Below are 14,035 nucleotides of genomic sequence, written 5' to 3'. Positions count from 1 at the left end.
TCAGGGCTTGGGAGTGTCGGTTGCGGCCGCCGGGTCGCGCTTCGGCTCTTCGTCGGGGAGGTACTTCGCGATCCAGAAGGCCTGCGCGATCACGAACGCGAACATGAGACCCATGCCCCCGAAGAGCTTGAAGTTGACCCAGGTGTCGGTATCGAAGGTGTAGGCCACCCAGAGGTTGAGCGTCCCCTTGAAGAGGAAGAAGATGCCCCAGGCCACGCAGAGCCTGGTCCACGCGGGTTCGGGCATCGTGATTCCCTCGGACATCACGGCCTTCACGAGGTTCTTGCGCAATGCCAGGCCGCCCAGGAAGAGGCTCCCGGCCAGCCAATACAGGACGGTGGGCTTCCACTTGATGAAGGTCTCGTCGCGCAGCAGGAGCGTCGCGCCCCCGAAGAACAGGATGATGACGAGGCTCGCCCACTGCATGTTCGAGACCTTCCGGCCCCGGACGAGCACCCAGCCCACCTGCGCGATGGTCGCCCCGATGGCCGCCGCGGTGGCCACGTAGATGCCAAAGAACTTGAACGCGACGAAAAAGAGAATGACCGGGAAAAGGTCGAAAAGCAGCTTCAAATCAGGAAAAGCCTCGAAAAATCAAACCGCTATTTTCACCCATTCAGGGGGCGGCTGTCCATTTGAGGTGGCGGACCGCAATCCGTTCCCTGACTTCGGGCGCAATGCCGGGGGAAAGCGCCAGGGCGAGGGCCTGGGCGTAGAACCCGGCGCGATCGTCGGGAAGGGCGGCATCCAGGGCATCGAAGGCATGGTCCATCATCGCCGCGTCCTCGGTACGAATGGCGGTGATGGCGAGGTTGGCATGCAGGATGCGCCAGGGCCGCTCGGGGTTGGACCGTTCGAGGTCGGCGGACAGGCGCGGCGCCACGTGCGCGAGGATGCCCTGCGCCAGCCCGAAGACCGCCGCCAGTTCCTGCTTCGAGCGTGCGCCGTTGGCGCGATGGGCCAGCGCGTTCACCACCGGCTCGACCGGCTCGATGCCGACCTCATGACGAATTGCCCAGAGAGCCACCCCGAGGAGAAAGTCGTCGGTTTCGGCAAGGAGGACCGAGCCTTCCGTGCGCAGGGTGATAGCCTCCACCTGGGCGAGGTCCGTGAGGATGGCGCCCACCAGCTCCTCGACGCCTTCGACAGCCATCGGACCGGCCCCGCCATGCTGCCGGTCGAGTGCCTGCAGCGTATCGAGGCCGCGCCGGGTGCGGTCGAGGTGGGCGGCGAGGGCGGGCGATACGGCGATCGCCCGGTCGTGAAAACCCGCCAGCCGGGCGAGCAGCGCCGCCGTCGCGACCTGCCCTTCGTCTCCAAATGCGATCTTCTTGATTTCCATGGGAAAAGAATTGCGGACGGGTTCGCGAACCCGTCCCCGCCGTGGGTCCTCGGAGACGGATTCTGCTATAATTTCAACTGCTTCCTCAAATTCATCGCCGCTTGGACAATTTCGACCTGCACAACCATTCGACTGCCTCGGATGGGCTGTTGTCCCCCACCCAGTTGATGCAACTGGGCGCGCGTAATGGGGTGCATGCGATGGCGCTCACCGATCACGATACGATCGACGGCCTCGAGGAGGCCGCGACAGCCGCCGGCAGGCTCGGCATCCGGTTCGTGAACGGGGTGGAGATTTCGGTGACCTGGGGCGAGACGACGGTCCACGTGGTGGGCCTCGGAATCGATCCGGGCGCTGCGGTGCTGGCCAAGGGCCTCGCGTCGATTCGCGGCGGGCGCCTGGGCCGGGCAAGACTGATGGCCGAACGGCTCGAAGCCCTGGGCATCCCCGGCACGCTCGAGGCGGCACTGGCGCTGGCCGGGAGCGAACAGCGGTTGAGCCGTACCCACTTTGCGAGGCACCTGGCGCAAGTGGGGGCCGTGAAGGATCCGCAGCGCGCATTCGACAAGTACCTGGGCAAGGGCAAGCCCGCGTTCGTGCAGCACCGGTGGGCCACGCTGCAGGACGCCGTGGGCTGGATCACCGGCGCCGGCGGCATCGCGGTGCTGGCGCATCCGGGCCGCTATGGACTCAAGCCCCTCGGTCGTGCGACCCTGCTGGAAGAATTCAAGCGCCTCGGTGGCGAGGCGATCGAGGTGGTGACGGGCAGTCACCGTCCCGAGGAATACGCCGCCTGGCGTCGCGTGGCAGAGGAGTACGGTTTCCTCGCTTCCCGCGGCGCCGATTTCCACGGTCTGGGCGAAAGCCCGGTGGAGCCGGGGCGGTTGCCGCCGCTGCCGGCCTCGCTCAGGCCCGTGTGGACCCGATGGGCGCATTAGCCGCCCGGTAACGACTGGCCGCCAGCATGCCGGCGGCCGATGCGAAAAGGAAACGGAAAGACGCGGGCCCGCGAGCGCACAGGCGGGCGAAGCGCAACTTCCAACGCCAGGAATGTCGGAATTCTTCACGGTTCATCCGGAGAACCCGCAGCCGCGATCGATCAAGGCGGCCGTGGAAATCATCCGCGCAGGGGGCGTGATCGCCTACCCGACGGACTCCTGCTACGCGCTCGGCTGCCACATCGGCGACAAGGCGGCGATGGAGCGCATCCGCCGCATCCGCAACGTGGACGAGCGTCACCACCTCACGCTCATGTGCCGCGATCTATCCGAGGTGGGCCAGTTCGCGAAGGTGGACAACATCCAGTACCGTCTCATCAAGGCCAACACGCCCGGCAACTACACCTTCATCCTGCGCGCTTCGCGGGACGTGCCACGCCGCCTGCTGCACCCGCGGCACACGATCGGCGTGCGGATTCCGGACCACGTCGTGCCGCTCGCGCTGCTGGCGGAGCTTGGCGAGCCGCTGCTGTCGTCCACGCTGATCCTCCCCGACCATGGCGTGGCGTTGAACGACGCGCAGGAGATCCGGGAGCACCTCGACCACCAGCTCGACGCCATCATCGACGCCGGCCCCTGCGGGCTGGACGTGACGACCGTCATCGACATCTCGGGCGACACACCCGTCCTGCTGCGCGAGGGCAAGGGCGACATCCGTGCCTTCGGGTTCGTGAAGGCGGCGCTGCACTGATGGACGTCCAGGGCATCATCCTCAACATCGCGATCTACGCGATCCCCGCGGTGTTCGCCATCACGCTGCACGAGGCGGGGCACGCCTACGCCGCCAAGTTCTTCGGCGACAAGACGGCCTGGATGCTGGGGCGCTTGAGCCTCAACCCGGCCAGGCACATCGATCCGGTGGGGACGATACTCGTGCCGATACTGACGTCCTTCAGCGGGTTCGTCTTCGGGTGGGCCAAGCCCGTGCCGGTCAATTTCCAGAACCTGCGCGACCCGAAGCGGGACATGTTCTGGGTCGCGGCGGCAGGGCCCGGCGCGAATCTCGCCATGGCGCTTGCCTGGGTGCTGGTGGCCAAGGTGCTGCTCACGCTGGGCGGCTCCGGCATCGCCTTCGAGTACTGGATACGCGTCTCCGATGCGGGCATCAAGGTCAACGTGATGTTCGCCGTGCTGAACCTGTTCCCGCTGCTGCCCCTCGACGGGGGCCGCATCGTGACGAGCCTGCTGCCGGACCGGCTCGCCTACCAGTACTCGCGCCTCGAGCCCTACGGCATGGTGATCCTCATCCTGCTCATCGTGTCGGGCGCGCTCTCGTGGATGATCGGGCCCGTGATGGGCGTTTTGCTCAAGAACCTCTATTCGCTGCTCGGCTTCTAGGAAAAAGACACATGTTCGAGGATCGGGTCCTCTCCGGCATGCGCCCCACGGGCGCCATGCACCTTGGCCACTACCACGGCGCGCTCAAGAACTGGGTGCGGCTGCAGAACGAGTACCCGTGCTTCTTCTTCGCCGCCGACTGGCACGCGCTCACGTCGCACTACGAGGACCCGTCGGTGATCGAATCGACGGTCTGGGACATGTTCGTGGACTGGCTTGCCGCCGGCATCGACCCCTCGAAGGCCACGCTCTTCGTGCAGTCGCGGGTTCCCCAGCATGCGGAGCTCACCCTCCTCATGTCCTTCTTCACGCCGCTTTCCTGGCTCGAGCGCGTGCCGACCTACAAGGACGCCGTGGACAAGCACGCCGAGCACGGCCGCGACCTCACCACCTACGGCTTCCTCGGTTACCCGCTCATGCAGGCCGCCGACATCCTCATCTACCGCGCCACCCGCGTGCCGGTGGGCGAGGACCAGGTCTCGCACGTCGAGCTCACGCGCGAGATCGCGAGGCGCTTCAACCACCTCTTCGGCCGCGAGAAGGGCTTCGAGGAGAAGGCGGAGTCGGCGGTGAAGAAGATGGGCCCGAAGAAGGCGAAGCGGTACCGGGAACTGCGCACACGCTTCCAGGAGAAGGGCGACGGGGAGGCGCTGGCGCAGGCCCGCGACCTGGTGGGCGACGTTCAGAACCTCTCGCTCGGCGACAAGGAAAGGCTCTTCGGCTTCATCGAGGGGGGCGGGCGCATGATCCTTACCGAGCCCGAGGCGCTCCTCACGGAGACGCCGAAGCTGCTCGGCCTGGACGGGCAGAAGATGAGCAAGAGCTACGGCAACGCGATCCTCCTGCGCGACTCCGCGGACGAGGTTTCCAGGAAGGTGCGCACGATGCCCACGGACCCCGCGCGCGTGCGGCGCACGGACCCGGGCAACCCGGACAAGTGCCCGGTGTGGAACCTGCACCTGGTCTATTCGAACCAGGACACGCGCGACTGGGTGGTGAAGGGGTGCGTGAGCGCGGGCATCGGGTGCCTGGAGTGCAAGCAGCCGGTGATCGACGCGGTGAATGCGGAGCTGAAGCCGCTGCGCGAGCGGGCGGCGGGCTACGAGGAGGATCCGACGCTCGTGCGCTCGATCATCCAGGACGGGTGCGAGAAGGCTGCCGACCTGGCCGACGAGACGATGCGCGACGTGCGCGAGGCGATGGGCCTCAACTACAGCTGAGAGTGATGCGGGCCAAAAACGGAGACACGGATGAACACGGATAAGAGCGGATGGAAGGCGATCGTGGCGGGCGTCGTGCTCATGGGGACGGCGGCGATGATTCCTGCGCACGCGGCCACGCCCGTGCCATCGGGGAAGTGGAGCTTCGTGTTCACGGACAAGCGCGGCCAGCCGGACAGGCCGTTGCGCGTTTACACCTACCGGCCGCGACAGTGCGACTCCACCTGCCCGATCCAGTTCGTGCTGCACGGGATGAGCCGGCATGCGTCGAACTACCGCGACTACTGGGAACTCGCGGCGGACCGCTACGGCTTCGTCGTGATCGCGCCTGAGTTCGCGGAGAAGTACTGGCCAGGGTCGGCGGCGTACAACCTGGGCGACGTGGCCGACAACAGCGACCGGGAGAAGTGGTCGTACTCGGTCATCGAGCACCTGTTCGACGAGATGCGCGACGGCCAGAAGGACTACCGCATCTTCGGGCACTCCGCCGGCGCGCAGTTCGTGCACCGGATGATGTTCCTGCTGCCGGAAAACCGCGCGGTGGCGGCGATGGTCGCCAACGCGGGCTGGTACATGATGCCCGAGTGGCGCTCCGACAAGGCGGCCGCCAAGTATCCGCATTCCCTCGTCGGCTCGCCGGTGGGCGAGAAGGAGCTGCGCCAGGCGCTCGGCCGCAAGGTCTACGTGCTGCTCGGCGAGGCCGACACGAAGACGGACGACCCGGCCCTCGACAAGAGCGAAGGCTCGATGAAGCAGGGCGCCAATCGAGTCGAGCGCGGAGAGAACTTCTTCGGCGCCGCCACGGGCGCCGCAGCGGCGCTCGGCGTGAAGCTCGGGTGGGAACTCTCCTACGTCCCGGGCACCGGCCACCAGGGCTCGAAGATGTCCCGGGCCGCAGCCGACATCGTTTACGGAACGAGGAAATGATCGCGCAGGCCGCCAACGACCCGCAGGCGCACGAGCAGCAGGGACTCGACCTTGCGCTTCCGGTCGCCCGGATCCGCGGCGAGCCGATGACCGAGATGCCCACGGATCTCTACATCCCGCCGGAGGCGCTGTCGGTCTTCCTCGATGCCTTCGAGGGGCCGATGGACCTCCTGCTCTATCTCATCCGGCGGCACTCGCTCGACATCCTCGACATCCCCATGGCGGAGCTCACGCGCCAGTACATGGATTACGTCGAGATGATGCGCACGCAGCAGCTCGAGCTGGCCGCCGACTACCTGCTGATGGCCGCGCTCCTCATCGAGATCAAGTCGCGCATGCTCCTGCCGCGCCCGAAGCGCGAAAGCGAAGGCGAGCCGGAAGACCCGCGCGCCGAGCTCGTCCGTCGACTCCTCGAGTACGAGCAGATGAAACAGGCCGCGATGATGCTGGGCGAGGCGCCCGTCGCCGGCCGCGACTTTTCCGTCGTGGAGGTGTACGTCGAGGAGGCGATGGCCGAGCGGCTGCCCGGCATCGCGGTGGCCGACCTCTCCGAAGCGTGGCGCTCGATCCTCGCCCGCGCGAAGATGACGAAGCACCACAAGATCACGCGCGAGCAGCTCTCGGTGCGCTCGCACATGAGCCGCATCCTGCGCACGCTCTCGGGCGGCGCCTTCACCGAGTTCTCCCGCCTGTTCCAGCCCGAGCTGGGCGTGCCGGTGCTGGTGGTGAGCTTCCTCGCGCTTCTGGAGCTCGCCCGCGAATCCCTCATCGAGATCACGCAGCAGACCGCCTTCGAACCCATCTACGTGCGCCTGAAGAACGAACGCGTGCCGCTCACGATCACCTGACCATATGACCGACGAAACCATCGAAATCGCCGAAGCGCCGGCTCCCGGGCCCGAGCCCGAGCGCGAACCCCTCGACCTGGACCTCGTGAAGCGCGTGCTCGAAGCCGCGCTCCTGTCCACGTCCGAGCCGCTCACCGTGCAGCAGCTCAGGCGCCTGTTCGGCGGCGAGCTGGACGCGGACAGCCTGAGGAAGATCCTCGACGAGCTGAAGGAGGAATGGGCCGGGCGCACCGTGGAGCTCACCGCGGTTGCGAGCGGCTGGCGCTTTCGCGTGAAGCCCGATTACCAGAAATACCTCGACCGCATCTCCAGCGAGAAGCCGCCGCGCTATTCGCGAGCGGTTCTGGAGACGCTTGCCATCATCGCGTACCGCCAGCCGGCGACGCGCGGCGACATCGAGGACATTCGCGGCGTTGCCGTGTCTCCCCCGACCCTCAAGGCCCTGGAGGAGCGCGGCTGGATCGACGTGGTCGGCCACCGCGAGACCCCCGGCCGCCCGGCGCTCTTCGCCACCACACGCAAGTTTCTCGACGACCTGAACCTGAGGTCGCTCGAGGAGCTGCCCGCGCTCGAGGAGCTGCAAAGCGCCCTCGACGCTTCCCTCGACACCCTGCCCGCGATGCCGGTGCAGGAGGCGCTCCTCGGCGCGCCTGAGGAGGAAGCCGACGTCGCAGCCCCCACCCCGGAAGCCGAGGCGAACGCGCCCTCGCAACACACGGAGCACCCAGACCATGCGGGATAGACCCTTTCGTACCCCTCGCGCACCCAAACTCGACTGGCCCGGCGGCATCGTCCCCGAATGGGCCAAGGTCCCCGCGGCAGCAGCGCGCCGCGGAAAGGGCGGCAAGGGCGCCCGCGGCGGCAAGGACGCCGGCAAGCGCGAACGCCTGCAGAAGGTCATGGCGCAATCGGGCCACGGCTCGCGGCGCAACATCGAGATCCTCATCGCGCAGGGGCACATCGCGATCAACGGCCAGGTTGCGAAGCTCGGCGATCTCGTGGGCCCGGGCGATCGCGTGAAACTGGACGGCAAGCTCATCAGCTTGCGGTTCGGCTCGTCGCTGCCCCGGGTGCTGCTGTACCACAAGCCCGAGGGCGAGATCTGCACGCGCGACGACCCGGAAGGCCGCCCCACCGTGTTCGCGAAGCTGCCGAAAATGAACAACGCGCGCTGGGTGTCCATCGGCCGTCTCGACTTCAACACCAGCGGCCTGCTCATTTTCACCACCAGCGGGGAGCTGGCCAACAACCTCATGCATCCGCGCTACGAGATCGAGCGCGAGTACGCGGTGCGCCTCATGGGAGAGCTCACGCCTGAGCAGGTGCAGCTCCTCACTGGCGAAGGTGTCGAGATCGAAGGCGAGAAGTGCAAGTTCGTGCGCCTCGTGGACCGCGGCGGCGAGGGCTCCAATCACTGGTATCACGTGGTCCTCAAGGAGGGAAAGAACCGCGAGGTGCGCAAAATGTTCGAGGCCGTGGGGCTGATGGTGAGCCGCCTCATGCGCGTGCGCTACGGGCCGGTGGAGCTGCCCGGGTTCCTGAAGCGCGGGATGGCGCGCGACATGCCCGAGGCCGACGTGGTGAAGCTCCTGGAGTTTGCGGGCATCAGCGAATCCACTGCCGAGGCCGCCGGGGAAGACGACGAGGCGGAAGAGGAATTCTCGCCGGGCAACGTGGCGCCTCCCGGCGAGGCGATCGAACCGGACGACGAGTACGTGGACGAGGAAGAGGACCACGTGCAGCCCGCGCACCTGCTGGAAGGCTGGAAGCCGAACGAGCCCGAAGTCTTCGACGACGACGACGATCGCCAGCCCGACTTCGAGAGCCTGCCGGGCTTCAACCGGGCGACCGGCACGATGGGCCTGCCGGTCGGGCACCGGGGTCATCATCCCTCGCGCGGCCCCGGTCAAGGGCCGGGCCCTGGCCCGAGTCCGGGCCAGGGCCAGAAGAAGCGCCGGAGCAAGCGCCCCGGGGGCAAGCCCGGCGTGCCGGGCACCGGACAAGGTCCGTTCCAGGGCAGGGGGGGCGGGCAGGGGCAGGGTCAGGGACAGGGACAAGGCCAGCGCCAAGGCAAGAAGCGGCGTTCCAAGGGACCCGCCACGCCCGGTGCGGGCAAGGGGCAGGGCAATGTCCAGGTGACGTCGGCCCAGCCGCAGCCGCAGCCGCAGGGTCGGGGCCCCGCCCAGGGACCGGCGGCGGGTGCCCAGGCCAAGCCCGGCCGCAACCGTCGTCATCGCGGTCGAAATCGAAACCGGGGCGGCGCGGGAGGCGGTGGGCAGCAGCCGGCCGGGAACGGCAGCCAGGAATCGTAGCAACAGAAGCGAATCGCGCCGCGACGCTCGGCGGCACCGGAACCGTAAAGGAGAGACAGTGATGAAATCGATTGGCACGGCCCTGCTGGCCGCCGCAATGGTCCTTCTGGCCGGCCCCTGGGCCGGGAACGCCTACGGGCAGGCGCCCTGCAGCTACCGGGGACTCCTCGACGCGCGCTACTGCGACGAGGACCACGACCTGGTCGCGGACCAGCCGAAGGACCCGAAGGCCTGGCAGGATCCGGCGACGCTCGTGTTCTCCTATACGCCTGTCGAGGATCCCGCCGTCTACGAGAACGTGTTCGCCGACTTCATGGCGCACATCGCCAAGGTCACCGGCAAGCGCGTGCGCTGGTATCCGGCGGAATCGTACGCTGCGCAGATCGAGGCGATGCGCTCCGGCCGCCTGCACATCGCCGGTGTCGCGGCGGGACCGACGCCCTATGCCGTGAACCTGGCCGGGTTCGTGCCGATCGCGGGCATGGCCGCCCACGACGGCAGCATCGGCTACACGCTGCGCCTCATCACCTACAAGGACAGCCCCATCAAATCGGTGGCGGACCTCAAGGGCAAGCGCGTCGCGCACGTGGCGCCGTCGTCGAACTCGGGCGACACCGCGCCGCGCGCGCTCTTCACCGCGATGGGCGTGGTGCCCGGCAAGGACTACGAAGTCCTCTATTCCGGCAAGCACGACAACTCGATCATGGGCGTGGTGAACAAGGACTACGACGCGGCGCCGGTGGCCTCCTCGGTCGTCGACCGCATGCAGGCGCGCGGCATGTTCAAGGCCGACGCCATTCGCGTGGTGTACGAATCGGCGCCATTCCCGCGCACCGCCTACGGCGTCGCGCACAATCTCACGCCGGAACTGAAGGCGAAGATCCGCGAGGCCTTCCTCGGCTTCGACTTCAAGAAATCGGCGCTGGCCAAGGAATTCAAGGACACCGAGCGCTTCGCCCCGGTCAACTTCAAGGACGGCTGGCGCGACGTGCGCACGATCCAGCAGTCCCAGGGCATCGTCTACTCGCAGGAAGGGCTCTCCAAGCTGGGCACGAAGGCGGAGTAGGGCGTGGCCGCCGTCCCCGCCGGCGGCGTGCCGCCGCTCCTCGCGATCGACTCGCTCACGAAGGTCTACCGCGGCGGCATGCGGGCGCTCGACTCGGTGAGCTTCACCGTCGGGCACCCCGAAGTCATCGCGATCATCGGATCGTCGGGCGCAGGCAAGAGCACGCTCATCCGCTGCATCAACCGGCTGGTCGAGCCCACCTCGGGGAGCATCCGCCTCGGCGGCACCGAAATCGTGGGCCTCCCCTCGAGCGAGCTTCGCAAGGCGCGCCGGCGCATCGGCATGATCTTCCAGGAGTTCAACCTCGTCGACCGTCTCACGGTCATGGAGAACATCCTTTCGGGGCGCCTGGGCTCGGTGGGTTTCTTCGCCTCGTTCATGCGCCGCTATCCGCCCGCCGATGTGGCCGACGCGTTCGCGATGCTCGAGCGCGTGGGACTCGAGGGGCTGCACGACTCGCGGGCCGACGCCCTCTCGGGCGGCCAGCGCCAGCGCGTCGGCATCGGCCGCGCGCTCATGCAGCATCCGGACATCCTGCTGGTGGACGAGCCGACGGCCAGCCTCGATCCCAAGACGGCGCGCCAGGTCATGCGCCTCATCCGCTCCCTCGCCACCGAGCGCGAGCGGCCCGCGCTCGTGAACATCCACGACGTGGCGCTGGCGCAGGGCTACTCCGACCGCATCGTCGGGCTCAAGGCCGGCAAGCTCGTCTTCGACGGCCCCAGCGCGGGGCTCACGCCCGACGTGCTGACCGAAATCTACGGCGCCGAGGACTGGAGCCAGACCATCCGTCACGGCGACGAGGACACGCCCGCTTGAGCGCCGCCCCGTACCCGACCACCTGGCGGGCGCCGCTCTTCTTCGGGACGCGGACCAGGCATTACGCGGTGATCGCCGCGGCGCTGCTCTACCTCGCGTGGTCGCTCTCGACGCTAAACGTCGACATGCACCGCCTGCTGGCCGGTTTCAGGCGGGCCGTGGACATCTTCGAGCGCATGATTCCGCCGGACTTCTCGCGCTGGGAGCTCCTGCTCAAGGGAATGGTGGAGAGCGTGCAGATGGCCTTCGCGGCCACGCTGGTGGGCGTGGTGCTGAGCGTGCCGCTGGGAATCGCCGCCGCGCGCAACCTCGCCCCGCGCCCCGTGTACCTCGCGGCGCGCGCCTTCATCGTGGTCGGGCGCACCTTCCACGAAGTGATCATCGCCATCTTCTTCGTGAAGCTCTTCGGCTTCGGCCCCGTCGCCGGACTGCTCACCCTCGCGATGTCCTCGGTGATCTTTCTGGGCAAGATGCTCGCCGAGGACATCGAGAACGTGCGCACCGGGCCCATCGAGGCCGTGCGCGCGACCGGCGCCGGCTTCGGGCAGGTGGTCGTCTACTCCGTGGTTCCGCAGGTGCTCACCCGCACGGTGGGCACGGCGATCTACCGCCTCGACGCGAACGTGCGCCACTCGACCATCGTGGGCATCGTTGGCGCCGGGGGCATCGGGCAGACCCTCTCGGCATCGTTCTCGCGCTACGACTACGATTTCGCCGCCGCGATCCTGCTCGGCATCATCGCCCTCGTCGCGCTCGGCGAGTGGTTCAGCGACTGGGTGAGGCGCAGGATCCGATGAACGCGGCCGCGCAGAAGCGCTATCCAGAGCTCTGGCGCCGGCATTCGATGCGCGATTCGGTCATCGGCTGGCTGTGGATCGCAGCGGTCGCATTCGCCTCGGCGTGGAGTGTCTCCGCGCTCGATATCGAATGGGTGTTCTTCAAGGACGCCCACCTGCAGGCCGCGGACCTGGCGCAGCGCATGTGGCCGCCGCGCTGGTCGTACCTGCCGCAGATCCTTGCGCCGCTCGTGGAGACGATCCACATCGCCACGCTTGGAACGGCGATCGCGGTTGTCTTCTCCGTGCCGCTTGCCTTCCTCGCCGCGCGCAACACCACCGCCAACGGCTTCACCTGGGCCATCGGCCGCGGGCTCCTCGTGGCCTCGCGCTCCGTGAACACGGTGATCTGGGGGCTCCTCTTCGTGGCGATTTTCGGACCGGGGCCGCTTGCCGGGATCGCGGCCGTGGCCGCGCGCTCCGTGGGGTTCCTCGCCAAGCTCGTGGCCGAGGCGATCGAGGAAGCGGACCGGGGGCCGGTCGAGGCGATCGAGTCCACGGGGGCGAGCACGGCGCAGGTCTACCTCATCGGCATCCTGCCCCAGGTGATTCCGGTGCTCATCGGCACGACGGTCTACCGATGGGACATCAACGTGCGCGAGTCGAGCGTGCTCGGCTTCGTCGGCGCCGGCGGCATCGGCATCTACCTGTACGCCTCCATCAACCAGTTCATGTGGCAGCAGGTGCTCGTCGTTCTCCTGACGATCCTCGTGGTGGTCATCCTGAGCGAGGGCATTTCGGCCTGGATCCGTGCGCGCATCTCCTGAGGCCGCGGGCTCGTCGGCGCAGGGCGCGATCGCGTTGCCCGGCGTGGCTGCGCTCGCGCCGCTGTTCGACGGCTATATCGTCGACCAGTGGGGCGTGCTGCACGACGGCACGCGCCCCTATCCCGGTGCGCTGGATTGCCTCGAGAGGCTGCACGAGGCGGGCAAGCATGTGGTCGTTTTGTCCAACTCCGGCCGGCGCGAGGCGGCCAACGTGCGGCTGATGCAGGAAATGGGATTTCCCGCCCGGCTCTTCGACCGGATGGTGTCCGCGGGCGAGGACGCGCGCGAGGCGATCATCGCAAGAGCGAGTCCCTTCCACGCCAGTCTCGGCCGTCGCTGCTACGCGTTCACGCGTTCGGGCGACCGCTCCATCCTGGAGGGAATCGGGCTCACCTTCGTCACGAACGTCGAGGAGGCGGATTTCCTCGCGGCGATCGGCATCGATTCGCCGTACCGCCGCCTCGCCGATTACGAGGCGGAACTGGTTGCCGCCCGATCGCGCGGGCTGCCGATGATCTGCGCCAACCCCGACATCGCGCGATTCCTCGAGGGGGCGCTCGTCGAGGCGACGGGCGTGCTCGCGCGCCGGTACGGGGAGCTGGGCGGGGAAGTCTTCCATCATGGCAAGCCCTGGCCGGCCATCTACGCGTCCTGCCTCGCTGCCCTAGGGACTTGCGCACCGGGTCGCGTGATCGCGGTCGGCGATTCGATCGAGCACGACATCCTCGGCGCCTCGCGGGCAGGCCTGCCGAGCGCCTTCATCGCGGCGGGCATCCACGCGCAGGAGCTCGGTGTGGCCTTTGGCGCGCAGCCCGACCCCACGACGTGGCGCGAGTTCGAGGGCCGCGCCATCGCCAGGCCCGACTACCGGCTGCCTGCGTTCACCTGGTGATTTCGCGCGGCGGCGCGTGTCCGGGGATGGAGTCGCCTCGCGCGAGGTGGGTCTTCACGCGATCGGCAATCCGCTTCACGCGCCGGTCGAGGATGCCGTGCGCTTCCAGCGTGGCCTGGGTCTGGAAGAGGTACTCCGCGCTCGATCCGTACTTGCCGCGCGCCGTCGCGAGCGACTGCACCATCGCCTCCATGGGCAGCTTTCCCGCGTAGCCCGAACAGCCGCGGTTCACGATGAACGTGAGCACCGGGAAGCGATCCGATTGCGCGTGGCATTCGAGCCAGCGCGGCTGGTAGGAGCCCAGCGACATTTCGCGCCGCCAGAGGGCTCGCAGCTCCTCGCGCGAGGTCGATTCCGTGAGCCGGTATGCAAGGCCCCGGCAGCTGCCGCCGTGCTCGAGCGTAAGGACGAGGCCCGGACGCTGCGGCGTGCCGCGGTTGATGCGCGACCAGAGGCAGAAGTTGCGGTGGAAGCCGTAGAGGGTGCCCACGCGCTTGGCGACGAACGCGAGCCCCGGGTTCCACATGAGGGAGCCGTAGGCGAAGATCCACAGCGGGTCGTGGGGATCGCGTCCCGCGAGCGTTGCTTCCAGCGACCGGTCCAGCGCCCCGGCCGAGAGCCTTTCGGCTTCGAGCCGCACCGGATCGTGGCAGCCGGGGGGACTTCGCAT

The 14,035-nt window shown here is 68.0% G+C and carries 15 protein-coding genes and 1 pseudogene; 13 read left to right on the top strand and 3 right to left on the bottom strand.

What is annotated here, in order from left to right; all coding sequences use genetic code 11:
• Positions 1 to 573 (bottom strand): septation protein A, encoded by a 573-nt coding sequence (locus tag IPP91_13960; GenBank protein ID MBL0143169.1) that lies wholly within the window; start codon positions 571 to 573, stop codon positions 1 to 3.
• A gap of 43 nt (positions 574 to 616) precedes the next feature.
• Positions 617 to 1,342, bottom strand: a complete 726-nt coding sequence (locus tag IPP91_13955) for a hypothetical protein (protein MBL0143168.1) — start codon at positions 1,340 to 1,342, stop codon at positions 617 to 619.
• Positions 1,343 to 1,443: 101 nt separating this feature from the next.
• Between IPP91_13955 and IPP91_13950 the strand changes: the two genes are divergently transcribed.
• From IPP91_13950 to IPP91_13890, 13 genes and pseudogenes are all read left to right on the top strand, one after another.
• A complete protein-coding gene (locus tag IPP91_13950) occupies positions 1,444 to 2,280 on the top strand; it encodes a PHP domain-containing protein (protein MBL0143167.1) in 837 nt (278 codons plus the stop codon).
• A gap of 112 nt (positions 2,281 to 2,392) precedes the next feature.
• The gene (locus tag IPP91_13945) at positions 2,393 to 3,031 is read left to right on the top strand and encodes a threonylcarbamoyl-AMP synthase (GenBank protein MBL0143166.1); all 639 of its coding nucleotides are present in this window, start codon (positions 2,393 to 2,395) and stop codon (positions 3,029 to 3,031) included.
• Complete coding sequence (locus tag IPP91_13940) at positions 3,031 to 3,678, top strand: site-2 protease family protein (GenBank protein ID MBL0143165.1); 648 nt, start codon at positions 3,031 to 3,033, stop codon at positions 3,676 to 3,678. The genes IPP91_13945 and IPP91_13940 overlap by 1 nt, the downstream gene beginning before the upstream one ends.
• Positions 3,679 to 3,689: 11 nt before the next feature.
• A complete protein-coding gene (locus IPP91_13935) occupies positions 3,690 to 4,898 on the top strand; it encodes a tryptophan--tRNA ligase (protein MBL0143164.1) in 1,209 nt (402 codons plus the stop codon).
• Positions 4,899 to 4,928: 30 nt separating this feature from the next.
• A complete protein-coding gene (locus tag IPP91_13930) occupies positions 4,929 to 5,825 on the top strand; it encodes a hypothetical protein (protein ID MBL0143163.1) in 897 nt (298 codons plus the stop codon).
• Positions 5,822 to 6,673 (top strand): segregation/condensation protein A, encoded by an 852-nt coding sequence (locus IPP91_13925; GenBank protein ID MBL0143162.1) that lies wholly within the window; start codon positions 5,822 to 5,824, stop codon positions 6,671 to 6,673. Before IPP91_13930 ends, IPP91_13925 begins: the two co-directional genes overlap by 4 nt.
• Positions 6,674 to 6,677: 4 nt before the next feature.
• The gene (gene scpB, locus IPP91_13920; GenBank protein MBL0143161.1) at positions 6,678 to 7,415 is read left to right on the top strand and encodes an SMC-Scp complex subunit ScpB; all 738 of its coding nucleotides are present in this window, start codon (positions 6,678 to 6,680) and stop codon (positions 7,413 to 7,415) included.
• Positions 7,405 to 8,253: pseudogene (locus IPP91_13915) on the top strand (pseudouridine synthase). Before scpB ends, IPP91_13915 begins: the two are co-directional and overlap by 11 nt.
• A 793-nt stretch (positions 8,254 to 9,046) precedes the next feature.
• On the top strand, positions 9,047 to 10,051 hold the full coding sequence (gene phnD / locus IPP91_13910) for a phosphate/phosphite/phosphonate ABC transporter substrate-binding protein (protein MBL0143160.1): 1,005 nt from the start codon (positions 9,047 to 9,049) through the stop codon (positions 10,049 to 10,051).
• Positions 10,052 to 10,129: 78 nt separating this feature from the next.
• Entirely contained in the window at positions 10,130 to 10,870 is a 741-nt protein-coding gene (gene phnC / locus IPP91_13905) for a phosphonate ABC transporter ATP-binding protein (protein MBL0143159.1), read from the top strand.
• On the top strand, positions 10,867 to 11,667 hold the full coding sequence (gene phnE / locus IPP91_13900) for a phosphonate ABC transporter, permease protein PhnE (GenBank protein ID MBL0143158.1): 801 nt from the start codon (positions 10,867 to 10,869) through the stop codon (positions 11,665 to 11,667). The genes phnC and phnE (IPP91_13900) overlap by 4 nt, the downstream gene beginning before the upstream one ends.
• Complete coding sequence (phnE, locus tag IPP91_13895; GenBank protein ID MBL0143157.1) at positions 11,664 to 12,473, top strand: phosphonate ABC transporter, permease protein PhnE; 810 nt, start codon at positions 11,664 to 11,666, stop codon at positions 12,471 to 12,473. Before phnE (IPP91_13900) ends, phnE (IPP91_13895) begins: the two co-directional genes overlap by 4 nt.
• On the top strand, positions 12,457 to 13,365 hold the full coding sequence (locus IPP91_13890) for a TIGR01459 family HAD-type hydrolase (protein MBL0143156.1): 909 nt from the start codon (positions 12,457 to 12,459) through the stop codon (positions 13,363 to 13,365). Before phnE (IPP91_13895) ends, IPP91_13890 begins: the two co-directional genes overlap by 17 nt.
• Here the strand turns inward: IPP91_13890 and IPP91_13885 are convergent.
• Entirely contained in the window at positions 13,355 to 14,035 is a 681-nt protein-coding gene (locus tag IPP91_13885; protein MBL0143155.1) for a gamma-glutamylcyclotransferase, read from the bottom strand. The genes IPP91_13890 and IPP91_13885 overlap by 11 nt on opposite strands.

The organism is Betaproteobacteria bacterium (assembly GCA_016720855.1).
Classification (GTDB): Bacteria; Pseudomonadota; Gammaproteobacteria; order Burkholderiales; family Usitatibacteraceae; genus FEB-7.
This window is presented reverse-complemented; position numbering and strand designations above follow the sequence as displayed.